We start from the raw sequence: 24,446 nt of genomic DNA, 5'->3' as shown, positions 1-24,446 counted from the left end.
CCTCCGAATGTCCGTCCGAGCAAGTGTACGGCAGGGGTGTCTGGTGGGACGCTGGCCGACCGCGCTGACGGGTCAACCGTTACCGGAACGTGGCGAGGCCCTGACACGCATCGTGCCAGGGCCTCGTGACGGTCTCGCGCTGACTCAGTCCTGCGGGGTGGCGGTCGGCGTCGGGGCGTCCGTCGGCTCCGGCGGCTGCACCCAGGTGGCGGTCGCCGGGTCCGAGCTGCTCGACGCCGCGAGGTTGCCGCACGTCACGGTGTAGGACAGCGTCACGTCGTTGCCCGGCTGGTCGGCCTGGATGTCGACGGAGGTCTCGGACGTGTCGCCGCTCGTCGCGCCGGAGGCGTCCTTCCCGCCGGAGACCGTCCACGAGTACTTCGAGACGGTGTACCCGGTCGGGCAGGTCGCGGTCGACCAGCTGAACGTCACGGCGCCGGTGGCCGACACCGCGCCGGCACTCGGCGTGTTCGGCTTGTTGACCGAAGGAGGCGCGGTGTACTCCCGCAGGGTCACGAGCGTGCCCTCGGCCAGGCTGCCGGTGGGGCTGATCGACTGCACGGTGTTGGCCTGCTCGGCCGAGGCTGCGGGGTCGCCGTCCTGGACCTGCACGGCGAAGCCGAGCGACTGGAGTTCCGCACGGACCTCGTCGGTGGACCGCCCGACGTAGTCGCCGGGGTTGATCGTCGTCCGCGTCTCGGTCGGGGTCGGCGTCGGCTCCTCGGTGGGCGTCTGGACCGGGGAGGGCGTCACCGAACGGCTCGGCGACGGACCGGGATCCGCGTCCTGGCCCTGGTTCGCGAACACGATCCCGCCGATGACGAGTGCCGCGACGACCACGGCCGCGACGAGCCACCAGATCCAGGCCCGGCTCTTCTTCTCTTCTTCGTCGTCCTCCGGCCCGGCGGGCGTCCGAGGAGCACCACCGACGACGGGCGCGTTCGGCTGCGTGCCGATCAGTGCCGTGGCGTCGTCGTTCCCGGCCGGCGGGTTGAAGGCGACGGTGCCTGCGCCGGCGAGCGCGGGGACCGCGACGGTCGCGGCGGCGACGTCACCGCGGCGCAACGCCTGGGCGGCACGCGCCAGGTTGGCAGCCGTCGCGGGACGGTCGGCGGGCTTCTTCGCGATGCAGGACATCACGAGCGCCGCCACCGGCTCCGGGACCGTGCCCGGGAGCGCCGGCGGCTGCTCGTTGATGTGCGCCATCGCGATCGCGACCTGCGACTCGCCCGTGAACGGTCGACGCCCCGCCAGGCACTCGTACGCGACGATGCCGAGGGAGTAGATGTCGGTCGACGGGGAGGCCGGGTGACCGCTGGCCTGTTCGGGCGAGAGGTACTGCACCGTCCCCATGACCTGACCGGTCGCCGTGAGGGGGACCTGGTCGGCGATGCGCGCGATCCCGAAGTCGGTGATCTTGACGCGGCCGTCCGGGGTGATGAGCAGGTTGCCGGGCTTGATGTCGCGGTGCACGAGGCCGACCGCGTGCGCGGCCTGCAGGGCGTTCGCGGTCTGGGCGACGATGTCGAGGACCTTGTCGACCGGGAGGGTGTGCTCCCGCTCGATCATGGTGGAGAGTGCCTCACCCGGGACGAGCTCCATGACGAGGTAGGCGCTGCCGTCCTCCTCGCCGTAGTCGAAGACGTTGGCGATGCCCTCGTGGTTGACGAGGGCGGCGTGCCGGGCCTCGGCGCGGAAGCGCTCGAGGAACCCGGGGTCACCGAGGTACTCGTCCTTGAGGATCTTCAGGGCGACGGTGCGACCGATGACCAGGTCGGTCGCCTGCCACACCTCTCCCATGCCGCCGATGGCGACCCGGGACGAGAGCTGGTACCGCCCACCGAAGGTGAGTCCGCTGGTGGGTCTCATTTGTTCAGCACCGCCTCCATGACTTTCTTCGCGACGGGAGCCGCGACCGTGTTGCCGACGCCGGACTGACCGAGTCCGCCGCCGTTCCCGACGACCACGGCGACCGCGACCTCGGGGTCCTTGGCCGGGGCGAAGCCCGTGAACCAGAGTGTGTACGGATCGCCCGTCCCGCCCTCGGCGGTCCCGGTCTTGCCCGCGACGTCGACACCGTCGATCTTCGCATTCGTTCCGGTCCCGGCCGCGACGACGCTCTGCATCGCCTCGGTCAGGTCGGCGGCCTGGTCGGACGACAGGGGCGCGCTGTACTGCTTCGGGGAGAACGACTCGACGGTCTTCAGGTCGCTCGTCTCGATCGACTCGACGAGCGATGGCTGCATCACCCGACCGCCGTTCGCGATGCCCGACGCCACCATCGCCATCTGCAGCGGGGTCACCCGGTCGTTGGCCTGGCCGAACGCGCTGAGCATGAGCTGCGCGGTGGACTCCGGCTCCGGGTACTGGCTGGGCGTGGCCGAGGTCGGGATGTCGATGACGTCGCCGAAGCCGTACGCGTCCGCGGTCTTCTTGATGGTGTCGTACCCGAGCTTCTGCCCGAGTTCGGCGAAGGGGATGTTGCACGAGTACTGGATGGCGACGCGGAGCTTGACCTCGTCGCCACCGCCGCAGCTGCCGCCCTCGGCGTTGTTGATCCGCGAGCTCGTCCCCGGGAGCGTCAGGGTCGACGGGTTCGGCAGGGTCGAGTCGAGGGTGAAGTCGCCGCTCGCCAGTGCGGCGGAGGCCACGACGAGCTTGAAGACCGATCCGGGCGTGTAGAGGTCGCCGGCGATGGCACGGTTCTGGAGCGGCTTGGTGGGGTCCGCCTCGAGCGCCTGGTACCGGGCGATGACCTCGTCGGTGTCGTGCGAGGTGAGCGAGTTCGGGTCGTAGCCGGGCTTCGACACCATCGCCAGGACCTTGCCGGTCTTCGGCTGGATCGCCACGACCGCGCCGGTGTTCGCACCGAGGGCGTCGTAGGCCGCCTGCTGCACGTCGGGGTCGATCGTCAGGTTGACGTTGTCGCCTCGGACGTCCTGTCCGGTCAGGATCGCGTTGAGGTTCTGGAAGAAGGACTCGTCGGAGTTCCCCGAGAGCACCGCGTTCTCGGCGCTCTCGATGCCCGTGTTGCCCTGCCCGATCGTGAAGTGACCGGTCACCGCCGAGTACAGCTCGCCGTTGTTGTACTTGCGCTGGTACTGGTACTGGTCGTCGACCGCGGTGGACTCGGCGATGGGCTTGCCGTCGACGAGGATCGCACCGCGCTTGGTCGAGTAACTGTCGAGGATGGTGCGCGAGTTCCGGGAGTCGGCACGGAGCGAGTCCGCCGAGAAGAACTGGATCGAGGTCGTCGACACGAACAGGGCGACGAACATGAGCACCACGACGGTCGAGACGCCGCGGAGTTGGCGGTTCATCGGCGCTCCTTCCTGGACCGGCCACGGCCGGCGTTGCCCCGGTCGGCGAACGCACCCTGCTGGATGCGCTGCTCGGCGGGGATGGAGTCGGTCAGCCGCAGCAGCATCGCCGCGATGATCCAGTTCGCCACCAGGGACGAACCACCAGCCGCCATGAACGGCGTGGTGAGGCCCGTGACGGGGATGATCCGGGTGATGCCACCGACGACCACGAAGACCTGCAGGGCGATCGTGAAGCCGAAGCCGATCCCGAGCAGCTTGCCGAAGTCGTCCTGCGCCATGAACCCGACCCGGATGCCCCGCGAGACGAGGATGACGAACAGCCCCAGGATCGCGAAGACGCCGATGAGGCCGAGCTCTTCCCCGAGGGAGGCGATGATGTAGTCCGCGTTGGCGACCGGCGTGATGTACGGCCGACCCTGGCCGAGGCCGGTGCCCGTGATGCCGCCGTTCGCGAAGCCGAAGAGCCCCTGCACGAGCTGGTAGCTGCCCTGGGTCTCACGCGAGAAGATCTGCTGGTCGAACGGGTCGAGCCACTGCTCGAACCGGCCCTGCACGTAGACGAGCGCGCTCGCGGCCGCCAGCGCACCGCCGATGAACAGCCCGAGGCCGATCACGACCCAGCTGAGCCGCGCGGTCGCGACGTAGATCATCACGAGGAACAGGCCGAAGTAGAGCAGCGCGGTGCCGAGGTCGCGCTGGAACACCAGCACGCTCATCGCAGCTCCCCACACGATCAGGATCGGTCCGAGGTCGCGGGCGCGCGGGAACGTCATCCCGAGGAACTTCCTGCCGACGATCGACAGGCTGTCCCGAGCCGTGACGAGGTACCCGGCGAAGAAGAGCGCCATGGTGATCTTCGCGAGCTCGCCCGGCTGGAACGAGAACGGCCCGATCCGGATCCAGACCCGTGCGCCGCCGATGTTCGTGCCGATGCCGGGCAGCATGGGCAGCAGGAGCAGCACGATGGTGAGCAGCATGAAGATGTAGCGGTAGCGCTGCAGGAACCGGTGGTTGCGTACGAGGAGCAGCGTCGCGATGGCGAGCACCATGGCGAGCAGGGTCCACGCGATCTGCTTGACGCCGATCGCGTCCCAGCCGCTGTCGCCGTTGTGGATGTCGATGCGGTAGATCTCCGCGATCCCGATGCCGTTGAGCACGAGGGCGATCGGCAGGACGAAGGGGTCCGCGTTCTTCGCGACGACGCGCAGGACGACGTGCATCACCAGTGCGAGTCCGAGGATCGAGGCGCCCGTCCAGAGCACCGAGGTGTCGAAGACCCTGCCCTTGGTGCCGAGCTGCACGAGGACCATCGCGCCGGCGCAGATCCCGCAGGCGATGACGAGCAGGGCGAGCTCGAGGTTGCGCGCCCGCGCGGGCTCACGGAGCTTGATCGTGATCGCCTGGGTCAGCGACGGTGCGGTCGTGGCGCTCATCGTGCGCTCCTGGACGGGGAGGGGGACGGCGAGGGGCTGCGTGACGACGACGGGTCGGTGGAGGGCGACGGGCCCGCACCGGACCCACCGGTGCCGCTCTGGTCCTGCCCGGTCTCGGCAGCGGTGCGGAGGCGCTCGACGATGTCACGGGCGTCCTCGAGCGACGTCGCGTTGATCGTGGAGCGGACGTTCTCCCTGGTGAAGTCGGGCAGCTCGGCGATCGCGATGTCGGTGTCCTCGTACACGTCGGACAACGCGACCGGTCCGATGGTCTGCTGGACGCCCTTGTAGATGGCGACGGAGCCACGGTCGGTGCCCACGTAGTAGTGGTCCTGCACGATGCGGTACCCGATGAACACCGCTCCGACGAGGACGAGCACCGCCACCACGAGCGCGACCGACCACGAGATCCGACGGCGGATGCGGCGACGACGGTCCTCGGCGATGAGCTCGGCGAAGTACTGGTCGGACTCGGGTTCGAAGTGCGAGTCCTCCGGTGCCGCGGAGACCTTGAGGGGGTGCAGCAGGATCGTGGGGAGGCGGATCGGCTTGCGACCCGTCGACGCTTCGAAGGTCAGCGGGGCTGCGGCGGATCCGACGGTGGTCGCGGCGTCGTCGTCCTCGCCCGGCTCGGAGTCGGTGACGTCGAGCACCACGACCGTGACGTTGTCGGGCGCGCCGTGGTCGAGCGTCTCCTTCACGAGGCGCTGCGTGACCTGGTTGGCGTCCATCGTCGAGGCGAGCGCATGGCGGATGCGCTCCTCTGCCAGGTACGAGGACAGGCCGTCGGAGCAGAGCAACCACCGGTCGCCCGGGCGGATGTCCATGACGGCCGTGTCGACCTCGGGCGCCGCGTCGACGTCGCCGAGCACGCGCATGAGGACCGAGCGCCGCGGGTGCACGGCGGCTTCCTCCGGGGTGATCCGTCCGCTGTCGACGAGCCGCTGCACGAACGTGTGGTCGGACGTGATCTGCTGCAGCTCGCCGTCCCGCCAGCGGTAGATCCGGGAGTCGCCGATGTGGGCGATCGCGAGCTGGTCGCCGACGCGGATCATGGCGCTCACGGTGGTGCCCATGCCCGTGAGCTCCTGGTGCTCGAACACCGTCTCGGTGATGAGCTGGTTCGCGGCGATCAGGGCCGACTGCAGCGCGAACTCGGCGTCGTGCGCGGACGGGAACTCACGGTCGACCTCGCGGATGCGACGGATCGCGATCGCCGAGGCGACGTCACCGCCGGCGTGCCCGCCCATGCCGTCGGCCACCGCGAACAGGTGCTGACCGGCGTAGCCGGAGTCCTGGTTGTTCGCGCGGATGCGCCCCACGTGGGACACAGCGGCGCTCAGCGTGCGAGCCGGCATCCGGGCCTACCGCCGCAGCTCGAACGTCGTCGTCCCGATGGTGATCGGGGTGCGTTCCGCGACGGTGGTGGGAGCGGTGACCTTCTGGCCGTTGACGAAGGTGCCGTTGGTCGACCCGAGGTCGGTGAGCACCCAGGCTCCGCCCTGCAGGTCGAGCCGGGCGTGGTTGGTCGACGTGTAGTCGTCACGGATCACGACGTTGCTCTCGCTCGAGCGGCCGATCGTGATCGGTCCGCCGCCGAGCGGCATCTCCATGCCCTCGCGCGCGCCCTCGGTGATGACGAGTCGGGTGGCGACCGGCGTGGCGGGGGCGGTCGGACCTCCGGTCTGGCCGATCAGCTCGGTGAAGGCGCTGGCCGAAGAGGTGTTCCGGGCGGCCGCCGCACCGGCGCCGGCGGGGACCGGCGGGGTGGTGGGACCGGACGGACCGGCCTTCGGGTCGGTGGGGATCGCGCGCACGCGCTGGCCGAACAGGTCGCTCCGGAGCGCGAAGACGATCACGAAGACGAAGAGCCACAGCACCGCGAGGAACGCGAAGCGCAGGACGAGCAGGGTCAGGCCCGTGGTCATCGCGCACCTCCGTCGTTCTCCGGGATCACCCGGAACACCATACGGGTACGACCGATCTCGATGGTGGAGTCCGGCTCGAGGATCGCCTGCTGGAAGCGTTCGCCGTTGAGTTTCGACCCGTTCGTGGAGCCCAGGTCGTTCACCTGCGCGTGCTTGCCGTCCCAGAGGACCTCGACGTGCTTCCGGCTGGTCCCGGTGTCCGCGACGGTGATGTCGGCGTCCGTGCCGCGGCCGATGACGGTGCGTCCGCGGTGCAGCCGGTGTCGTTGCGATCCGATGTCGAGGACGGCCACCCACGCGACGTCGCGCTGCACGGTGGTCGAGTCGATCTCGAGGATCCCCGTCGACAGCGTGCCGTCCTGCTGGAGGCGGATCGTCACCGGACCGGAGAACGAGTAGTTCTGCGCCACCGCGTGCTGCTGGACCCGCTGCGTCAACTCGTCGAGGAGCGGGCGACCGACGTCGTTCATGCGCGTGTGGTCCGGCGGCGCCAGGCGCACCGTGAACTCGTTCGGCACGAGGATGCGCTCGCGTGAGACCACCGCGGCCTTGGTGTCGAGCTCGCGTCGGAGGGCCGCAGCGATCTCGACCGGCTGCACACCGGAGCGGAAGGTCTTCGCGAAGGCACCGTTGACGGCGCGCTCCAACCCTCGCTCGAAGTTGTCCAGTAGGCCCATGGTCTCCACGTTCTCGGTCGCTGACCACTGCATGGTAGTGGTTGGCTCCGGGCTCCGTCTGTGCATGGTAGTGTTCTCGTCGCTGGCGCGAGTGGCGGAATTGGTAGACGCGCACGGTTCAGGTCCGTGTGCTGGAAACGGCGTGGGGGTTCAAGTCCCCCCTCGCGCACCAGGCAGAAGACGAAGGCCCCGATCGGGAGATCGGGGCCTTCGTCGTTCCCGGCCCGCGTCCGTGACACGAGCGATCTCGCCCGCGATCCGCGGGCCTCCGGGGATCCCGCCCCGGTCGCGGCCGAACCCGTCCGCGCGATCTGAACACTCCGGACGCGTACTCAGCGACCGCCGCCGACCATCGCCCCTGCACGACGCAACCACCTTCGTCACAGGGAGCGACATGAGCGATCAACAGCAGCAACCCCCCGGTTCCGAGCAGGCGATGTCGCCGAAGCCGGACCACGGCGAGACGAGCTACACCGGTTCCGGCAAGCTCACCGGCAAGCGTGCGGTCATCACCGGCGGGGACAGTGGCATCGGCAAGGCGGTCGCCATCGCCTTCGCCCGGGAAGGGGCGGACGTCCTCATCTCCTACCTCCCCGAGGAGGAGGACGACGCGCAGGAGACGAAGCACTGGATCGAGGACGCCGGTCGCAAGGCCGTGCTGTTCCCCGGTGACGTCAGCGACCCCGCCTACTGCCGGAGCGTCATCGACACCGCCGTGTCGGAACTCGGCGGCATCGACGTCCTCGTCAACAACGCGGCGTACCAGATGACGCACGAGACGATCGAGGAGATCAGCGACGAGGAGTGGGACCACACCCTCGCGACGAACCTCAGCGCGTACTTCCACCTGGTCAAGGCCGCCTTGCCGCACCTGTCGGCCGGAGCGTCGATCATCGGCTCCAGCTCGGTCAACTCCGACAACCCGAAGCCCGACCTGGCGCCGTACGACGTGACGAAGGCCGGTGTCGCGAACCTGTCGGCCGCCCTGGCGCAGCTGCTCGGCCCGCGCGGGATCCGCGTGAACAGCGTGGCACCCGGCCCGATCTGGACGCCGCTCATCCCCTCCACCATGCCCCCGGAGGAGGTCGGGCAGTTCGGCAAGCAGACGCCGCTCGGCCGCCCGGGTCAGCCCGCCGAACTCGCACCGGTGTACGTCCTGCTGGCGAGCGACGACGGCAGCTACGTCTCGGGAGCGCGCGTCGCCGTCACCGGCGGCACGCCGATCCTCTGACCGCTCGCCCCCACCACCACCACTGAGACAGGAGAACGATTTGTACTTCCACAAGCAAGAGCTCCAGTTCAAGTCCACGCCCGACAAGCCCGACGCGGTCTACGCCCGCAAGCTCCAGGAGGTGCTCGGCGGCCAGTACGGCGAGATCTCGGTCGCGATGCAGTACCAGTTCCAGGCGTGGAACATGCACATCCCGGGCAAGTACCGCGACATGGTGTTCGGCATCGGCGCCGAGGAGATGGGCCACGTCGAGATGCTCGCGACGATGATCGCGCAGCTGCTCGAGAAGGCCCCGCTCGGCATCACCGGTGACGCGGTGCAGGACGACCCGACGGTCGCTGCGGTCCTCGGTGGCACGGACATCCAGCACGCCATCGTCGCCGGCGCCGGTGCGCGTCCGGTCGACAGCATGGGCAACCCGTGGCAGGGCTCGTACATCACCGCCAGTGGCAACCTGCTCGCCGACTTCACGGCGAACGAGAACGCCGAGATGCAGGGCCGCGTCCAGGCCGCCCGGCTCTACCACATGACCGACGACCACGGCGTGCGGGACCTGCTGAAGTTCCTCATCGCCCGCGACACCATGCACCAGAACATGTGGGCGACCGCGGCTGCGGAACTCCGCGAGTCCGGGCTCGAGACCATGCCGGTGCCGAGCAACTTCCCGCAGCACAAGGAGAACCAGGAGGTCAACTACCAGTACCTCAACTTCTCCGACGGTGCCGAGGCGAAGAACGGCCCCTGGGCGAGCGGCCCCTCGTTCGACGGCAAGGGCGAGTACTCGTACCACGACGGCCCCACCACGTCGTCGCCGATGCCGCCGCCCACGCACCCGGACGCGCGCTTCTACGGCACGACCGAACTGCCGAACACGGTCGAGAAGATCGCCGGCACGGTGCAGGACAAGCTCAACAAGGAGTAGTCCCGGCGCAGTGCGACGACACGAGCCCTTCCTCACGACGAGGAGGGGCTCGTGTCGTTCCACCAGGCGGTCTGGAGGTTCGGCGCGCGAAATGTACAACCCTCCGAAAAGTTCGTTGACCACATAGTTCACGATGTGAAAGAGTCATTTCGTCCGGACGGACAGCAGTCTCTCGACGAGGAAGGCGCCCACCATGCAGAGCACGTACCACGGCACGTCGCACGACACTCGCTTCGGCGGGTCCCACCCGCGCGTGGGCCTGACCGACCCGGCCGTCATCGAGGCGTACGTCGCCCAGCGGATCCAGGACCCGTCGCTGCTGTCCCGCCGCTCCGAACTGTCCTACGCCGACTTCTTCGTCGCGCCGGCCGCCTGACCGGGCAGTCCGACCTCCAGCACGACCTCCCGGATCGACCGGGTGAGGAAGACCAGCACCCATGCCGTTGACCGTCGTCCGCCGCGAGCACGTCCACCTCTACGCACGTGAACCGCGCACCCGGTCCGCCAAGACCGCCGTCGACGCACTGCTCCGCCTCCAGCACGCGGAAGAGGACCAGCTCGAACGGGCCCGCGTCGAGAGCGGGCTGACGAAGAACGAGTTCCTCACCGTCCGCTACATGCTCCAGGCCCACCGCGACGGCCGGACGATGGGACCGAAGGACCTGGCCGTGATGCTCGGGGTGTCCAACGCCTCGGTCACGAAGATCGTGGACGGGCTCGTCGAGAAGGGCGACCTGGTCCGGTCACCGCACCCCACGGACCGCCGAGCGCAGGTGCTCGAACCGACCGTGCAGGCGGCCCGCAAGATCGACGTGTCGTACGAGACCTTCCACCAGGCCGTCGTCGAGGTCATCGACCACCTGTCGGCCGAGGACAACGAGGTCCTGGCCCGGTGCCTCGGGCAGATCACGGCGGCCCTCGACGCAGGTGCGGCCGCTCCGGTGGACGAGTACACGGTCGACGAGTCCACCGTCCGTGCGCTCCCCGACCCGGCCGGGTCCGCGGTCGACGACCGCCCGGCGGCGGACGCCGCGTCCTGACGCGCCTCGGACGCGAGGTCTGGTCCGGGTCGTGATCCGGGCCTCCCGCCCGGCACTGGCCGCGAAAACCTTCCAGCGGTAAGTTAGCAGGATGACCGACCCGGCCGACGAGACCGACGCGGCTCCTCCGCGCCGCGGCGGCTACCGCAAGGGCACCGAGCGACGCGCACAGATCCTCGACGAGATGATCCGGATGGTCGCCGAGCAGGGCGTCGACGCGTCCTCGCTGCGGTCCGTGGCCGACGCCCTCGGGATCACCCACGCGGCACTCCGGCACTACTTCCCCAGCCGCGACGACCTGCTCCTCGCGGTCTACCGCGAGCACGAGGTCCGCGAACAGGGTGCGCCCGAGCGGATGAAGTCGGCGATCGGTGACATGCGGGAGAGCGCCGCGCGGAACCGGGCCGTTCCCGGCCTCGTCCAGCTCTACACGACGCTCTCCGCCGACGCCGTGCAGGAGGGTCACCCGACCACGCGCGAGTTCATGCGCGACCGCTTCACCCGCCTGCGCGCGGACCTGGCGGACCTCATCCGCACCGACCAGGCCGCCGGACGGATCCGCGAGGACCTCGATCCCGAGGACCTGGCGAGCCTCAGCATCGCGGCTTCGGACGGCCTGCAGGTGCAGTGGCTGCTCGACCCCGACGCCGTCGACGGCGAGCGTGTGCTGCGGCTGCTGGAACGGATCGTGCCCCCCGGCAGCACCGAGGGGCACGACGACCACTGAAGCGGGGTCAGGCCTGCTGGCCGGGGCCCTCGGGCTCGCGCGTCTTGCCGCTCGCCTGGTCGTGCGTCGCCGCGTCCGGCGCGTCCATCGCCCGACCGACACCGACGGGGATGCCGGCCTCCGGGTGGTTCAGGTCGAAGGCGGGGGACTCGGAACGGATCCGCGGGATCGCCGTGAAGTTGTGCCGCGGCGGGGGGCAGCTCGTGGCCCACTCGAGCGAGCGGCCGTAGCCCCACGGGTCGTTGACCCGCACGCGCTGCCCGTGCCGCATCGTCTGGACGATGTTGAGGAAGAAGGGGAGCATCGACGCCGCGGTGACCATCGCCCCGACGGTCGACACCTGGTGCAGCCAGGTGAACCCGTCCTCCGGCAGGTAGCTCGCGTACCGCCGGGGCATGCCGATCACGCCGAGCCAGTGCTGGATGAGGAACGTCGTGTGGAACCCGATGAAGAGCATCCAGAAGTGGATCTTCCCCAGGCGCTCGCCGAGCATCTTCCCGGTGAACTTCGGCCACCAGAAGTAGAAGCCGGAGAACATCGCGAAGACGACCGTGCCGAACACGACGTAGTGGAAGTGCGCGACGACGAAGTACGAGTCGTGGACGTGGAAGTCCAGTGGCGGTGACGCCAGGATCACCCCGGTGAGGCCGCCGAACGTGAACGTGACCAGGAACCCGATGGCCCAGAGGATCGGCGTCTCGAACGTCACCGAGCCCTGCCACATCGTGCCGGTCCAGTTGAAGATCTTCACGCCCGTGGGGACCGCGATGAGCATCGTCATGAGGGAGAACCAGGGGAGCAGGACCCCGCCGGTGGCGAACATGTGGTGCGCCCAGACCGAGATCGACAGCGCCGCGATCGTGATCGTCGCGTACACGAGCGTCTTGTAGCCGAAGATCGGCTTGCGGCTGAAGACCGGGAACACCTCGGAGACGATGCCGAAGAAGGGCAACGCGATCACGTAGACCTCGGGGTGGCCGAAGAACCAGAACAGGTGCTGCCAGAGGAGCGCCCCGCCGTTCGCCGGGTTGTAGATCTGTGCGTCGAACGCCCGGTCCAGCAGCAGCCCGAACAACGCGGCCGCGAGCACCGGGAACGCCATGAGCACGAGGAGGGAGGTGATGAGCACGTTCCACGTGAAGATCGGCATCCGGAACATCGTCATCCCGGGGGCCCGCATGGTGATGATGGTCGTGATGAAGTTCACCGCGCCGAGGATCGTGCTGAAGCCGGTGAGACTCAGTCCGGCGACCCAGAGGGTGCTCCCCAGGCCGGGTGCGAACGTCGCGTCGGACAGCGGCGCGTACGCCGTCCACCCGAACGAGGCGGACCCGGCAGGTGTGAGGAAGCCACCCATCGCGATGAGGCTGCCGAAGACGTACAACCAGTAGGACAGCGCGTTGAGGCGGGGGAACGCGACGTCCGGAGCGCCGATCTGCAGCGGCATGATCGCGTTCGCGAACCCCGAGAACAACGGCGTCGCGAAGAGCAGCAGCATCACGGTGCCGTGCATCGTCATGAGCTGGTTGTACTGCTCCCGGGTGTCGAGGACGTCGAGTCCGGGGGTCGCGAGTTCGGTCCGCATCACGACGGCCATCAGTCCGGCCAGGCAGAAGTACCCGAACGAGGTGACGAGGTACAGGTTGCCGATCGTCTTGTGGTCCGTGGAGGTGTGCCAGTGGACGGCTCGGATGCCGGTCCGCAGTGGTCGTCGTCCGAGGAGTTCGTCCGGCTCCTCGCCGAGTGCCGGGGGCGTGGTCGTCTGTGTCACGGCGTGGTCCGTCCGATCGTGGTCCGCGAGCGTGCGGCATCGAGGTGGGTGCGTGTGCCCGGGTTCGTGCGGGCCGTCGCGAGCGCGACGTGGCCGAGGTCGTCGGGCGCCCCGGCGGCGGCTGGTCGTCGGGCTGCACGCTGCCGTGCCGCTCCCGTGCCCAGCGTGAAGAGGTCGGCGATGCCGCGTTCGACGAGCTGGTCGTCGCCGTTCGCGACGAGTGCCGGCAGGACGTGCGACAGCAGCAGCATCACGACGTCGCGCGCCGGGGCCGGGCGTTCGGTCGTCGGGTCGACGAGGCACCCGTCGAGCCCCTCGAGGGCCGCCCGCCAGTTCGCCAGCCGCACGGCGCAGGCGGGGGTGAGCGGAGCCTCCCGTCCGGCGGCCGCGTCGCGGGCCGCGGTGTCGACGAGGGCGCGGACCAGGCCGGCGACCGTGACCGTCGTCCCCGGGTCGAGCGGCACGTCGGCCACCCGGACCTCGACGGTCGGGTGGTTCCGCGAGAGCCGAGCGTCGAGGTACAGCATCCCCGGGTCGAGCAGTGCGCCGCTCCCGAGCATCGCCTCGGTGACGGACCGGTACCGGGCCAACGAGCCGAATCGTTCCATCGGCCCGGAGGACGGCCACTGGTTCCAGAGCATCGACCGCCAACTCGCGTGCCCGGTGTCGACGCCGTCGTGGAACGGGGAGTTCGCGCAGAGGGCGATCAGGATCGGCGTCCACGTACGGATCTGGTCGAGGACGGCCACGCCCTCCTCGGGGGAGTCCACCGACACGTGCACGTGCAGTCCCGAGGTGAGCACGCGCCGGGGCAGCGTCCCGTACCGCTGCATGATCGTCGCGTACCGCGCCGAGTCCGTCGGATGGGGGTCCACCGGGCACGGGGACGTGGCGAGGGGGGCGGCGTGCGCCCCGGCCTCCGAGGCGAGCGACTCGGTGAAGTCGCGGTTCGCGAGCACCTGCCCGCCGAGGGCGGCGAGGGACGAGTGCGGCCGGGTGATGACCTCGATGGCCTCGCGGTGCATCTCGCCGACGACCTCGCCGCCGTCACCGGGGCCACCGGCGGCGATGGCGCGGGCGAGGACCTGGTCGGCGACCGGGACCGGGCGGCCCGTCCTCCGGTCGATGAGCAGCAGCTCTTCTTCGACTCCCATGGTGCGCATGCACTCGAGTGAATGCGCCCTCGGCTGCGTGCCGTGCCCGAGTGGCCGGAGTGCGCGGACGGTCGATCCGGAGTGCGCGGACAACGAGCCCGGACACACGCGACGGCCGGCCCCCGAGGGGACCGGCCGTCACGGGTGTGGTGGTCCGGGGACTACGCGTCCACGCCAGCGGTCAGGACCGCGGCGGCGGGGTCGAAGTCCTCGGGCAGCGGCGGGACCGCGTCCACGGTCGAGGTGATCTCGACGGCCGATCCCGACTCGGCGGCGTCACGGATGCCGAGCAGCACGTCGAGGACGTGCAGCGCCACGGCGCCGGAGGCCCGCTCCGGACGGTCCTCGGCGATCGCGCGCGCGAGCTCGACGACGCCGGTCCCGCGGCCCCAGGTGGAGCCGACGGCGGGGAGCGTCTCGGGCTCGTCGTGCCCGTACCGCCACAGCTGCGACGACCCCTCGAAGGTGTTCGGGTCCGGGAGCGAGATCGTGCCGAGCGTGCCGTTGATCTCGACGAAGCCCATCCGCGGCAGTGCGTGCTGGAACGAGAACGTCGACTGGGCGGACTGTCCGCCGGCGAACTCGATGAGCGCGGCGTGGTGGGTCGGGACCTCGACGGGGAACGTCTCGCCGGCACGGTCACCCGAGGCGATCGTGCGGCGGTCGAGCGACTTCGAGGACACCGCCTGCACCCGGCTGGCGGTGCCGAAGGCGTGCACGAGCGTCGTGACGTAGTACGGCCCCATGTCGAAGAGCGGGCCGGCACCGGTCGCGAACAGGAAGTCCGGGTTCGGGTGCCACGCCTCGGGTCCGGGCACGTGGAACAGCGTCGTCGCGGTGAGCGGCTCGCCGATGTCACCGCGGGCGATGGCGCGGAGCGCGGTCTGGATGCCGGCGCCGAGCACGGTGTCCGGCGCGGTCGCGACGCGGAGGCCCTTCGCCTGTGCCGACGCGAGCACGGCGGCGGCCGAGTCGTGGTCGGTGGCGATCGGCTTCTCGCTCCACACGTGCTTGCCGGCGTCGATGATCTGCTGGTCGACCTCGGCGTGCACGGCCGGGATCGTCAGGTTGATGACGATCTGGACGTCGTCGCGGGCCAGGAGCTCCTCGACCGTGCCCGAGGCCGCGACGCCGTACGCCGACGCCTGCGCGGCGGCCCGGTCGAGCAGGACGTCGGCGACGAAGCGGACCTCGACGTCGGCGAACTGCGTCAGGTTCTCGAGGTACTGCGTGGAGATGTTGCCGGCACCGATGATGCCGATCCCGACGCGGCTCACGCGGCACTCCCCGCGGTGTCGTTCGCCTGCAGCCACGTGAGGGACTCGGTGATGCCCTCGAAGACGTCGCCCTTGTACGCGTCGAACTCGACGACGCGGATCGCCTGCGGCGCAGCGGCGAGGATGCCCGCCACGTCGACGTCGCCCTGCCCGGCCGGGGTCTGGTTCTCGAAGGCGCGCTGGAGGGCCTCGGGAACGATGAGCGCGCTCTCGGACGAGGGCAGCGCGGTGCGGATGTCACCGTCGACCTTGCCGTCCTTGACGTGGATGGCGACGACGCGCTCGCCGAGGCTCCGGAGCACGGCGGCGGCGTCCGCGCCACCGACCGTCGCCCAGAAGGTGTCGACCTCGAGCGCGGTCTCGGGCGAGAGCTGCTCGACGAAGAGGTCGTAGACGGTCCGGCCGTTGACCTTGTTCGTGAACTCCCACTGGTGGTTGTGGTAGCCGAACTGCAGGCCACGGGCAGCGGCCTCGGCGGTGAGCACGTTGACGCGCTCGGCGATGGCCTTGACGTCGTCGGCGGTCTGCCAGCGGTCGGTCGGGATGAACGGGTCGATGACCGTGCGGATGCCGAGGCGCTCGGCGGCGTCCCAGATCGGCACGGTGTCCTCGGCGTCGATCACGGCGACGTGACCGGACGGGGCCTGCAGCCCGGTGGCGGCGAAGGCGCGCTCGAGGTCGGCGGCGCGCTCGACGAACGCGTACGGCTCGACGTTCTCGTAGCCGATCTCGCGGACCCGGGCGATGGCTGCGTCGAGGTCTTCGGCGATGGCGTCGCGCAGTGAGTAGAGCTGCACAGAGGTGGTGGGCATTGCAGAGGCTCCTTCGATCCTGACAGGTGTGCGGCCGACGGAGACACTGCTCCACGGCGAGACGATCACGACGCTACCGCAGAAACCACCCGGTGTGTAGTTTTCACGGTCGCTGACTTCGCGGTGCCATGTATGCTCGCGCTCGTAAAACCGTACGAGGTATGGTTTTCATTGACTCAAGGAGGCGTCATGAGCACACCCGAACCCGCGGAGACCCCGGTGCTGGTGCACCCGGAGCAGGGGATCACCCAGCCGGTCAGCACCCTGCGTGTCAGCGTCGGCTACCAGATCGCACTGTTCCTCGGACAGTTCGGCCTGTTCGTGGCGCTCATGGCGCCGGTCTACGTGAGCATGCAGCTCAAGGCGGAGGCGCTCGCCGGCGACGACGCCGCGAACGTCATCGGCTCGGTGCTGCCGATCGGCGCGTTCGGGGCGCTCATCATGAACCCGCTCGCCGGTGCCCTGTCCGACCGGACCCGGACGCGCTGGGGCCGCCGCCGTCCGTGGATGCTCACCGGCGTCGTCGTCTTCGCGATCGCCCTGGGCTGGATCGCGTACGCGCCGGACACCCTGCAGCTGACGCTCGGCTGGCTCCTCGCGCAGCTCGCCGCCAACACCGTTCTCTCGACACTGACCGCGAGCTTCGCCGACAACGTCCCCGAGTTCCAGCGCGGCAGGTCGTCGAGCATCATCGCGCTCGCCCAGAACACCGCCGTCCTGGCCGGCACGTACCTGTCCGTGTTCTTCGTCGCGAACCTGCCCGTGCTGTTCATCGCGCCGGGCATCCTGGCGATCGTCCTGGTGGTCGTCTACGCCGTCGTCGCGCGTGACGAGCTGCCGACGTACCCGCTGAAGAAGTTCACGTTCCTGAACCTCATCTCGTCGTTCTGGACGAACCCGATCAAGAACCCGGACTTCGCGTTCGCGTGGTGGTCGCGCTTCCTCATCATCTTCGCGACGTTCATGTTCACGACGTACCGGCTGCTCTACATGAAGGAGCACATCGGCCTGTCGAGCGACGCCGAGGCCACCGCCGCCGTCGCGTTCGGCGTCCTGCTCTACACGATCGCGCTCCTGGTCAGCGCCGCCCTGTCCGGCTGGGCCTCGGACCGGCTCGGGCGCCGCAAGGTGTTCGTCGCCGGCTCGACCGCACTGTTCGCCGTCGGGCTCATCGTCCTCGCGCACGCCGAGACGGTGAACGGGTTCTACGTGGCCGAGGTCATCATGGGCTTCGCCTACGGCATCTACTCCGCGATCGACACCGCCCTCGTCGTCGACGTGCTGCCGAACGCCGACCGGCCCGGCAAGGACCTCGGCGTCATCAACATCGCCAACGCGCTGCCGCAGTCCCTCGCGCCCGCCGCGGCACTGTTCTTCCTGCAGTTCGGCACCGGGGGCTCGCCCGACAACTACGAGCTGATGTGCTGGGCGGCAGGAGGCGTCGCCATCATCGGCGCGCTCGTGGTGCTGCCGATCAAGCGGGTCCGCTGACGCGACCCGAGTCGGACTGGAGGCCCGTGGCCACGCAGCCACGGGCCTTCCGTCCGTCGTACGGTTGCGGGATGACCACCGCGCCGACCCGCACCTTCACCGCCCCCGTCGGCCGGATCGTCGGGCACCACGACGGCGCGGTCGTCCGCGCGCTCGGCATCCCGTACGCCCGGTCCGAGCGTTTCGCGTGCCCCGAGCCGATGCCGCCGTTCGCCGAGGACTTCGTCGCCGACACCCCCGCACCGGTGCCGCCGCAGCCGTCGACGCCCGTGCTCGAGGAGCTCATCCACCCCATCGAGGCCGAGGTCTCCGAGCACTGCCAGGCGCTCTCGGTGACGATGCCCGCCGACGTCCGCGACGACGAACGCCTGCCGGTGATGGTGTGGATCCACGGCGGCTCGTACGTCGTCGGCGGCGGGGACATCCCGATCCACGACCCGCGCGCCCTCGTCGAGGAGCAGCGGGTGGTCGTCGTGGCCGTGACCTACCGGCTCGGGGTGCTCGGCTTCCTCGGCGACGGGGAGCGCGTGCCGGCGAACCTCGGGCTGCTCGACCTCGTCGCGGCGCTCCGCTGGGTGCAGGTGAACATCGCGGCGTTCGGCGGCGATCCGGAGTCCGTCACCCTGTTCGGCCAGTCCGCGGGCGGCGACGCGATCGCCCACCTGATGGCCGCCGACGGCACAGCCGGGCTCTTCCGCCGGGCGATCGTGCAGAGCGCGCCGCTCGGCCTGTCCCGCCGCCGCGCCCGGATGAACCGCGCCATGGTCCGGGCCGTCGGCACGGTCGGACCGGACGCCGGTCTCGACGAGGTGCTCGCGCTGCAGGCCGCGGCGGAACGGGTCGCCCTGCCGCACGGGCTCCGCGGCGGGATGCCGTTCGGTACGCAGTACGGGCACGCGCCGCTGCCGACCGAACGGCAGCTCGACGCGGCCTGGCGTCGGGTGGCACCCCACGTCGAGGTCATGATCGGGTCCGCGTCGGACGAAGCCGCGCTCTACATCCCGATGGTCCCGGGACTGGCGGCCCTCTGCCGGACGCGCACGGGCCGCGCGCTCGTCCGCTGGCCGCTCGTCCGACCCCTCACCGCGGTCATCTACGGCCGGGACGCCCGGGTGTTCGCCGCACGACACCGTGCCGCCGGTGGCCGGGCCGTCGTGTACCGGTTGCACCGCGGGGTCACGGTCCGACCGACCGGGGCCGTGCACATGAGCGACGTGCCGCTGCTGCTCGGCGACCGACAGGCCTGGGCCGGCAGCCGCTTCGTCCCGGAGCGGGACTGGGCAGCGGTCGAGCGACGGGGTCCGCGGATCCGCGCGGTCTGGGCGGAGTTCGCACGCACCGGACGGGTCACGGTCGCCGACGACGAGACGCTGACGTTCGACCGGGGCTGACCCGGTCCAGCGCCCGGACCGGTGAGGCACCCCTCGAACTGGCGGTCGCGCCATCGCCGCCCGCGACGGATGATCGTCCTCATGCCCGACGTCGATCTCCGCCACCGCATCGTCTCGGCAGCGATCGAGGCGTTCCGGCGATCGGACTTCCACAGCGTCGGCCCGGCTGAGGTCGCGGCGCTCGCCGACGTCACCGTCGAGCAGCTCACCGACGCGTACCCGGTCTGGGAGCTGCTCGTCGTCGCCGTGATGGACCGCTGGGACAACGGGGCCCGCCGGAGGCTGTGGCACCTGGCCGAGGAACAGGGCGCCGCCGCGTACCTCCGTGCCCGACTGGAGTCCGGCCTCGCCGACCCCGCGCTGGTCCGGATCCGCATCGCCACCCTGAGCGCCGCGTCCGCACCGTCGCACCCCGCCGCCGGGTGGTTCCGCACCCAGTACGAGCACGCGTTCGACGACGTCACCCTGGCCCTCGTCCGCGACGTCCTCGCCGGGCGGGAACCCCGCGGCACGTCCCCCCGCCACGCTGCCGAGCAGCTCGTCGCCCTGTACGAGGGACTGCAGCTGCAGGCCATGCTCCGGGACGACGCGGACCTGCTCACCGGGTGGGACCGTGCCGTCGCGCGGATGCGCGCCGGGTGGGGTGCGGTCGCGCTCGTCTGACGGGCCACCGCGCGGTCCGGCGGAGCCCCTCGTCCGCTCACCGCTCCGGCGGCGTACGCGGCGACGGACCGGAGGCGCGGTGCAGGGGAGCCGATCGGCCCTCCTGCACCGCGCCTCCAGTCCGGTCCGCTGCGGACGCAGCGTCGCGGAGTCAGCCGCGGATGAACGCGAGGATGTCGGGGTTGATGACGTCCGCGTGGGTCGTCAGCATCCCGTGCGGGTAGCCCTCGTAGATCTTCAGCGTCGCGTCGCTGAGCAGTTCGGCCTGCTTCAGGGCGGCGTCCTGGTACGGCACGACCTGGTCGTCGTCGCCCTGCAGGACGAGGACGGGCACGGTGATGGCGCGGAGGTCCTCGGTCTGGTCCGTCTCCGAGAACGCCTTGATGCCCTCGTGGTGGGCGACGGCACTGCCCGTCATGCCCTGGCGCCACCAGTTGGCGATGACCGGCTCCGACGGCGTCACGCCGTCGCGGTTGAACCCGTAGAACGGGCCGGAGGCGACCGCCTGGAAGAACTCGGCGCGGTTCGCGGCGAGGGCCTGCCGGAACCCGTCGAAGACCGAGATGTCGGTGCCCTCGGGGTTCGCGTCGGTCTTGACCATCAGCGGCGGCACGGCGGAGACGAGGACCGCCTTCGCGACCCGTCCCTGCGGCTGGCCGTACTGCGCCACGTACCGGGCGACCTGACCGCCACCGGTCGAGCGACCGATGTGGATCGCGTCGTGCAGGTCGAGGTGCTCGACGACGGCGGACACGTCCCTGGCGTAGTGGTCCATGTCGTGGCCGGTGCCGATCTGCGACGAGCGCCCGTGACCGCGGCGGTCGCTCGCGATGACGCGGAAGCCCTCGGCCAGGAAGTACAGCATCTGCGCGTCCCAGTCGTCCGAGGACAGCGGCCATCCGTGGTGGAACACGATCGGCTGCGCGTCCGGGTTCCCCCAGTCCTTGAAGTAGATCTTGCACCGTCGTCGGTGGTCTGGTGTGGTCGTCAGCCGAGGTCGGCGACGGCGTCGGCGATGAACGCGGCGACCTCGGCGGGGTGCGTCCGCATCACCAGGTGCGGCCCGTCGATCTCGACGACCCTGCGGAAGCCGGCGCGCTCGTAGCCGAAGCGCTCGACGTCGGGGTTGATGGTGTGGTCGGCGCTCGCGACGATGCCCCAAGACGGCGTGGTCTTCCACGCGGCCACGGAGGCGGGCTCGCCGAAGGCGACGGCGGACAGCGGTCGTTGCGAGACCGCGAGGACCTCTGCCTCCTCGTGGTCGAGACCGGCCGCGAAGACGGCGGGGAACGCGTCGATCGCCACGGAGACGTCGGTGCCGGGGTCCGCTCCCTCGACCGGGTAGGGCGCGTAGACGAGGTTCGCGGCGAGGTCGCTGTCGGGGAAACCGCCCTGGAGGGTGCTGAGGCTCTCGCCCTCCTCGAGTGCGTACGCGGCGACGTACACCAGTCCGACGACGTTCTCGGCCGCGCCGGCGACGGTGATGACCGCGCCGCCGTAGGAGTGGCCGGCGAGCAGGACCGGTCCGTCGATCTGCTCGACGAAGGACCTGATGGCGGCGGCGTCACCGGACAGGCTGCGGTTGGCGACGGGCGGGACGAGGACCTGGTGGCCCTGGTCGAGGAGGAGCCTCGTGACGGGCGCCCAGCTGGCGGCGTCGGCGAAGGCCCCGTGGACGAGGACGATGGTGGGTGATGCGGCCATGGTCGCGAACCTATCCGCGGGCGTGACCGCCGCACATCGGTCACGGTGACTGAGATCGCCCGTGGACCGACCTAGACGTCGACGGACGGTTGCGGGGTCCCCTGGCTCACGAGGACGTCCGACAGCTGCCGTCGGTCGGAGATCCCGAGCTTCTGGAACGCGGCGTAGAGGTGTGCGCCGACGGTCCGGGGCGAGACGAAGAGGTGCTCACCGATCGCCCGGTTGCTCAGTCCACGAGCGGCGAGCGTGCAGACCCGCAGCTCCTGCGGGGTGAGCCGCTCGTCACGTCGGCCGGTCAGCGGCAGCCGCTCTCCCGTGGCCCGGATGGCGTCGCTCGTGCGTTCCTCCCACGCGGGCGCGGGCGTCTCCCCGAACAGGGTGAGGGCTGCGTGGAGGGCGGCGCGGGCGTCCTCGCTCTGCCCCGCAGCGTGGAGACGGCGTCCGAGACGGAGGAGTGTCCGGGCCTTCACGTACGGCATCGGCCAGCGGGCATCCCGTACCGCAGCCCAGGCTGTCGCGAGCTCACCGTCGGGGACGAGCGCGATCCTGGCATGGTCCAGAGCGGCCCGGACCATCGGCGCGTGCCACCGTGCGTGCAGCTGTTCGAGGTCCGTGAGCCGCTGCTCGGCGTCCTTCCGCTTGCCGGAGTCCAGCGCGGCGTCGACGAAGTCGGGTGACGTGATCACGGCGAAGTCGGGGTGGTACGCGTCGTGTCCGGGGTCGGCGATGCACCGGAGGCGCTCCAGGGCCTGCGCTGGTCGGCCGGACACCAGGTGCGCCGCACCCGCGCTCCCCATGACGGTCGCACGCATCGCACTCGACCGGAGCACCTGTGCGCCGGCCTCCGTCCCACCGGTGATCGCCTCGACGTCCGGTTGCCGGCCGTCGAGTGCGTCGAACCACGCGAGTGCGCACCGTGCCGCGGCGGAGAACCCGGCATCCCCCAGGTCGCGGCCGAGCGACACCGCCTGTTCGGCGAGGACGCGGGCCTTCGCGACGTCCCCGCCCAGGTACGTCGTCATGGAGGTCCCCATCAGCGCCTGCGAGAACGTCCGCAGCTCGCCACGCGCCCGCATGCTCGCGAGGGCCCGGTCGAGGAGCACACGGGCGGTGTCGATCTCCCCGACGAGGTTGAGCGCGTACCCGAGGAGCCACGCCGTCTCCTCGTCCTCGGCGGACGCCGCCGCCCCGAGCGCGAGTTCCAGGACCCGATCGCCCCGGACCACCGGCTCCGTCCGCGCAGCGAGGAGGATGGACCGCGGGTCGTCCTCCGGCAGCGCGAGCGCCTCGACGACGGCGAGCATCGGGTCACCGGGGCTCGGCTCCAGGGTGTGGTCCCACGCGAGCGCGGCCAGGTGGAGGAGCGCAGCCGTGGCATGCTCGACTCCGCCGGCAGCCTGCATCTCCGAGACGGCGTGGAGCGCCGGCCCGAGGTCACCCCTGGCCAGTCCCGTCCGACCGGTGGGCAGCGTCTCGGACACCCACGCCGCCCGTGCCGCGCGCAGCCGGTCCGGGGCCTCCGAGCTGGCCCGGTGTGCCAGGAGCGACGCCTCCGACACCCGCCCCGACAGACCCGCCAGCTCCGCCGCGGCGATCAGCCGGTCGACCCGCAGGGCGACGTCCGAGGTGAGCTCCGCCGCCCGCTCGACCGCACGGCCGGCGACGAACGGGTCGGACATCGCCGTCCGGCCGTCGGCGAACGCAGCGATCTCGTCGGCGAGGAGGTCGTCGTGACCCGTCGCGAGTTCGGCTCGCCACCAGATCGTCCGCGTCGGCTCGTCCTCGTGCTCGCGCAGGAGCGCCGTCAGCACCGCGGCACGTTCGGTCGGCGACGACGCTGCCAGGACGGCCGACTGCACGAGCGGGTGTCGGAAGCGGATGGCCCGAGGAGCGACCCACTCGAGGAGTCCGGACGTCGACGCTCGTTCGGTCCATGCCGGCGCCGGGACCTTCCCGAGTGCCCGTCCTGCGACCTGGGCCGCTTCTTCCGCGCTCGCGCCGCTCGAGAGCGCCACGGCGAGGAGGGCGAGCCTCGTGGGCTGGTCCAGCTCGGCGTAGCGGTCGGCGAACTCCTGTTCCACCCGCCCGACGACAGGCCGCGGGCGGGGGCGACCCGTCGGTCGGTGCAGACCGAGTTCACGGAGCGCGAGCGGGTTCCCCGCGGCGCGGGCCATCAGCTCGCGTCGAGCCTGGCCCGTCGGCGCACCGGGGACCGCGTCGAGCAGCTCCGCGGCGGCCGCGTCGTCGAGGGGCGCGAGGTGCAGGCGTCGGACGCCGGGCTCGTCGGGAGCGTCCGTGTTCCGCGTCGTCATCAGCACGACGATCGGGTCCTCCGTGACGCGACGGGCGACCATCCGCAGTGCCCATGCGGACGGCGTGTCGATCCAGTGCAGGTCCTCCGCGACGATCAGCAGCGGCTTCGTGGCGGCTGCGTCCGAGAGCAGGGTCAGCGCCGCGAGCCCGGCGAGGAGCGGTGACGGCTGCACGCCCGGTTCGACCCCGAACGCGATGTCCAACGCATGCCGTTGCGGTGCCGGCAGGCTCGGGATGCCCGCGCGCAAGGGGTACAGGAGCATGTGGAGGGCCGCGTACGGCTCCGCTGCCTCGTCCAGCGTGCCGGTCGTCATGAGGACCCGCACGCTCCGGCTGTTCGCGTACTCGACCACGTCGGCGACCAGCGACGACTTGCCGATCCCCGCTTCGCCGTCGACCACGAACGCGGAACCGCCGCTGTCCACGTCGTGGATCGCGGTGCGGAGGGCTGCGATCTCCCGTTCGCGCCCGATGACGGGCTGCGCCATCGTCATGCCCACAGTATGCCAGCGGCACTGCCCCGAGCGGGGTCCGGGGGTGCGGGCCGCAGCTGCGCCCCACCCCGGTGACCCCGTCACCGCCCCCGCAC

21 protein-coding genes and 1 tRNA gene are annotated in these 24,446 nt (G+C 70.7%); 9 read left to right on the top strand and 13 right to left on the bottom strand.

Annotation, left to right across the window (positions count from 1 at the left end; all coding sequences use genetic code 11):
* Positions 1-144: 144 nt before the first annotated feature.
* Genes DEI83_RS11435 through DEI83_RS11410 form a run of 6 tightly spaced genes read right to left on the bottom strand, consistent with a single transcriptional unit; the run spans position 145 to position 7,361 of the window.
* Positions 145-1,869 (bottom strand): serine/threonine-protein kinase, encoded by a 1,725-nt coding sequence (locus DEI83_RS11435; protein WP_111082085.1) that lies wholly within the window; start codon positions 1,867-1,869, stop codon positions 145-147.
* The gene (locus tag DEI83_RS11430) at positions 1,866-3,320 is read right to left on the bottom strand and encodes a penicillin-binding protein 2 (protein ID WP_111082084.1); all 1,455 of its coding nucleotides are present in this window, start codon (positions 3,318-3,320) and stop codon (positions 1,866-1,868) included. The genes DEI83_RS11435 and DEI83_RS11430 overlap by 4 nt, the downstream gene beginning before the upstream one ends.
* On the bottom strand, positions 3,317-4,756 hold the full coding sequence (locus DEI83_RS11425; protein WP_111082083.1) for an FtsW/RodA/SpoVE family cell cycle protein: 1,440 nt from the start codon (positions 4,754-4,756) through the stop codon (positions 3,317-3,319). Before DEI83_RS11425 ends, DEI83_RS11430 begins: the two co-directional genes overlap by 4 nt.
* A complete protein-coding gene (locus DEI83_RS11420) occupies positions 4,753-6,114 on the bottom strand; it encodes a Stp1/IreP family PP2C-type Ser/Thr phosphatase (protein ID WP_111082082.1) in 1,362 nt (453 codons plus the stop codon). The genes DEI83_RS11425 and DEI83_RS11420 overlap by 4 nt, the downstream gene beginning before the upstream one ends.
* Before the next feature lie 6 nt (positions 6,115-6,120).
* The gene (locus DEI83_RS11415; protein ID WP_111082081.1) at positions 6,121-6,684 is read right to left on the bottom strand and encodes an FHA domain-containing protein; all 564 of its coding nucleotides are present in this window, start codon (positions 6,682-6,684) and stop codon (positions 6,121-6,123) included.
* Complete coding sequence (locus DEI83_RS11410) at positions 6,681-7,361, bottom strand: DUF3662 and FHA domain-containing protein (RefSeq protein ID WP_111082169.1); 681 nt, start codon at positions 7,359-7,361, stop codon at positions 6,681-6,683. The genes DEI83_RS11415 and DEI83_RS11410 overlap by 4 nt, the downstream gene beginning before the upstream one ends.
* Before the next feature lie 85 nt (positions 7,362-7,446).
* Between DEI83_RS11410 and DEI83_RS11405 the strand changes: the two genes are divergently transcribed.
* The 6 genes from DEI83_RS11405 to DEI83_RS11380 all read left to right on the top strand — a co-directional run bounded on the left by DEI83_RS11405 (position 7,447) and on the right by DEI83_RS11380 (position 11,281).
* Positions 7,447-7,533, top strand: a tRNA-Leu gene (locus DEI83_RS11405).
* 222 nt (positions 7,534-7,755) lie between these two features.
* On the top strand, positions 7,756-8,592 hold the full coding sequence (locus DEI83_RS11400) for an SDR family oxidoreductase (protein WP_111082080.1): 837 nt from the start codon (positions 7,756-7,758) through the stop codon (positions 8,590-8,592).
* 40 nt (positions 8,593-8,632) lie between these two features.
* Entirely contained in the window at positions 8,633-9,514 is an 882-nt protein-coding gene (locus DEI83_RS11395) for a manganese catalase family protein (protein WP_111082079.1), read from the top strand.
* A gap of 193 nt (positions 9,515-9,707) precedes the next feature.
* On the top strand, positions 9,708-9,890 hold the full coding sequence (locus tag DEI83_RS11390) for a hypothetical protein (protein ID WP_111082078.1): 183 nt from the start codon (positions 9,708-9,710) through the stop codon (positions 9,888-9,890).
* A gap of 61 nt (positions 9,891-9,951) precedes the next feature.
* Positions 9,952-10,554, top strand: coding sequence for a MarR family winged helix-turn-helix transcriptional regulator (locus DEI83_RS11385; protein ID WP_111082077.1), 603 nt, complete (start codon positions 9,952-9,954; stop codon positions 10,552-10,554).
* Positions 10,555-10,645: 91 nt separating this feature from the next.
* Positions 10,646-11,281 carry a TetR/AcrR family transcriptional regulator gene (locus DEI83_RS11380; protein ID WP_111082076.1) on the top strand — a complete coding sequence of 212 codons (636 nt, stop codon included), beginning with the start codon at positions 10,646-10,648 and terminating at the stop codon, positions 11,279-11,281.
* Positions 11,282-11,288: 7 nt separating this feature from the next.
* On the opposite strand, the gene ctaD is transcribed toward DEI83_RS11380, so the two are convergent.
* The 4 genes from ctaD to DEI83_RS11360 all read right to left on the bottom strand — a co-directional run bounded on the left by ctaD (position 11,289) and on the right by DEI83_RS11360 (position 16,295).
* Positions 11,289-12,986, bottom strand: a complete 1,698-nt coding sequence (gene ctaD / locus DEI83_RS11375) for a cytochrome c oxidase subunit I (protein WP_258371181.1) — start codon at positions 12,984-12,986, stop codon at positions 11,289-11,291.
* A gap of 62 nt (positions 12,987-13,048) precedes the next feature.
* Positions 13,049-14,215: a glutamate--cysteine ligase gene (locus tag DEI83_RS11370; protein WP_111082074.1), complete on the bottom strand. Its 1,167-nt coding sequence runs from the start codon at positions 14,213-14,215 to the stop codon at positions 13,049-13,051.
* A 152-nt stretch (positions 14,216-14,367) separates the two neighbouring features.
* Positions 14,368-15,483, bottom strand: a complete 1,116-nt coding sequence (locus DEI83_RS11365) for a Gfo/Idh/MocA family protein (protein WP_111082073.1) — start codon at positions 15,481-15,483, stop codon at positions 14,368-14,370.
* On the bottom strand, positions 15,480-16,295 hold the full coding sequence (locus DEI83_RS11360) for a sugar phosphate isomerase/epimerase (protein WP_181431188.1): 816 nt from the start codon (positions 16,293-16,295) through the stop codon (positions 15,480-15,482). The genes DEI83_RS11365 and DEI83_RS11360 overlap by 4 nt, the downstream gene beginning before the upstream one ends.
* Positions 16,296-16,484: 189 nt before the next feature.
* On the opposite strand from DEI83_RS11360, the gene DEI83_RS11355 reads away from it, so the two are divergent.
* The 3 genes from DEI83_RS11355 to DEI83_RS11345 all read left to right on the top strand — a co-directional run bounded on the left by DEI83_RS11355 (position 16,485) and on the right by DEI83_RS11345 (position 19,840).
* Positions 16,485-17,786, top strand: coding sequence for an MFS transporter (locus DEI83_RS11355; protein WP_111082072.1), 1,302 nt, complete (start codon positions 16,485-16,487; stop codon positions 17,784-17,786).
* 71 nt (positions 17,787-17,857) lie between these two features.
* On the top strand, positions 17,858-19,177 hold the full coding sequence (locus tag DEI83_RS11350) for a carboxylesterase family protein (protein WP_111082071.1): 1,320 nt from the start codon (positions 17,858-17,860) through the stop codon (positions 19,175-19,177).
* 81 nt (positions 19,178-19,258) lie between these two features.
* A complete protein-coding gene (locus DEI83_RS11345; protein ID WP_146243322.1) occupies positions 19,259-19,840 on the top strand; it encodes a TetR/AcrR family transcriptional regulator in 582 nt (193 codons plus the stop codon).
* A 151-nt stretch (positions 19,841-19,991) separates the two neighbouring features.
* Here the strand turns inward: DEI83_RS11345 and DEI83_RS11340 are convergent, their stop codons facing one another.
* The 3 genes from DEI83_RS11340 to DEI83_RS11330 form a co-directional block, all read right to left on the bottom strand.
* Positions 19,992-20,753, bottom strand: coding sequence for an alpha/beta fold hydrolase (locus tag DEI83_RS11340; RefSeq protein WP_258371176.1), 762 nt, complete (start codon positions 20,751-20,753; stop codon positions 19,992-19,994).
* A gap of 74 nt (positions 20,754-20,827) precedes the next feature.
* Entirely contained in the window at positions 20,828-21,544 is a 717-nt protein-coding gene (locus tag DEI83_RS11335) for an alpha/beta fold hydrolase (RefSeq protein WP_111082069.1), read from the bottom strand.
* Positions 21,545-21,615: 71 nt separating this feature from the next.
* Positions 21,616-24,351, bottom strand: coding sequence for a LuxR family transcriptional regulator (locus DEI83_RS11330; protein WP_146243321.1), 2,736 nt, complete (start codon positions 24,349-24,351; stop codon positions 21,616-21,618).
* Positions 24,352-24,446: the final 95 nt, after the last annotated feature.

The organism is Curtobacterium sp. MCBD17_021, assembly GCF_003234525.1.
GTDB lineage: Bacteria > Actinomycetota > Actinomycetes > Actinomycetales > Microbacteriaceae > Curtobacterium.
The sequence above is the reverse complement of the archived record's forward strand: the minus strand, read 5'-3'. Positions and strand labels throughout refer to the sequence as shown.

Coding starts and splice junctions, on each gene's coding strand:
- DEI83_RS11350 (WP_111082071.1), top strand. CDS start 17,858: ATGACCACCGCGCCGACCCGCACCTTCACCGCCCCCGTCGGCCGGATC.
- DEI83_RS11345 (WP_146243322.1), top strand. CDS start 19,259: ATGCCCGACGTCGATCTCCGCCACCGCATCGTCTCGGCAGCGATCGAG.
- DEI83_RS11410 (WP_111082169.1), bottom strand. CDS start 7,361: ATGGGCCTACTGGACAACTTCGAGCGAGGGTTGGAGCGCGCCGTCAAC.
- DEI83_RS11425 (WP_111082083.1), bottom strand. CDS start 4,756: ATGAGCGCCACGACCGCACCGTCGCTGACCCAGGCGATCACGATCAAG.
- DEI83_RS11370 (WP_111082074.1), bottom strand. CDS start 14,215: ATGCGCACCATGGGAGTCGAAGAAGAGCTGCTGCTCATCGACCGGAGG.
- DEI83_RS11420 (WP_111082082.1), bottom strand. CDS start 6,114: ATGCCGGCTCGCACGCTGAGCGCCGCTGTGTCCCACGTGGGGCGCATC.
- DEI83_RS11360 (WP_181431188.1), bottom strand. CDS start 16,295: ATGCCCACCACCTCTGTGCAGCTCTACTCACTGCGCGACGCCATCGCC.
- DEI83_RS11355 (WP_111082072.1), top strand. CDS start 16,485: ATGAGCACACCCGAACCCGCGGAGACCCCGGTGCTGGTGCACCCGGAG.
- DEI83_RS11430 (WP_111082084.1), bottom strand. CDS start 3,320: ATGAACCGCCAACTCCGCGGCGTCTCGACCGTCGTGGTGCTCATGTTC.
- DEI83_RS11400 (WP_111082080.1), top strand. CDS start 7,756: ATGAGCGATCAACAGCAGCAACCCCCCGGTTCCGAGCAGGCGATGTCG.
- DEI83_RS11435 (WP_111082085.1), bottom strand. CDS start 1,869: ATGAGACCCACCAGCGGACTCACCTTCGGTGGGCGGTACCAGCTCTCG.
- DEI83_RS11415 (WP_111082081.1), bottom strand. CDS start 6,684: ATGACCACGGGCCTGACCCTGCTCGTCCTGCGCTTCGCGTTCCTCGCG.
- DEI83_RS11335 (WP_111082069.1), bottom strand. CDS start 21,544: ATGGCCGCATCACCCACCATCGTCCTCGTCCACGGGGCCTTCGCCGAC.
- DEI83_RS11385 (WP_111082077.1), top strand. CDS start 9,952: ATGCCGTTGACCGTCGTCCGCCGCGAGCACGTCCACCTCTACGCACGT.
- DEI83_RS11380 (WP_111082076.1), top strand. CDS start 10,646: ATGACCGACCCGGCCGACGAGACCGACGCGGCTCCTCCGCGCCGCGGC.
- DEI83_RS11330 (WP_146243321.1), bottom strand. CDS start 24,351: ATGACGATGGCGCAGCCCGTCATCGGGCGCGAACGGGAGATCGCAGCC.
- DEI83_RS11390 (WP_111082078.1), top strand. CDS start 9,708: ATGCAGAGCACGTACCACGGCACGTCGCACGACACTCGCTTCGGCGGG.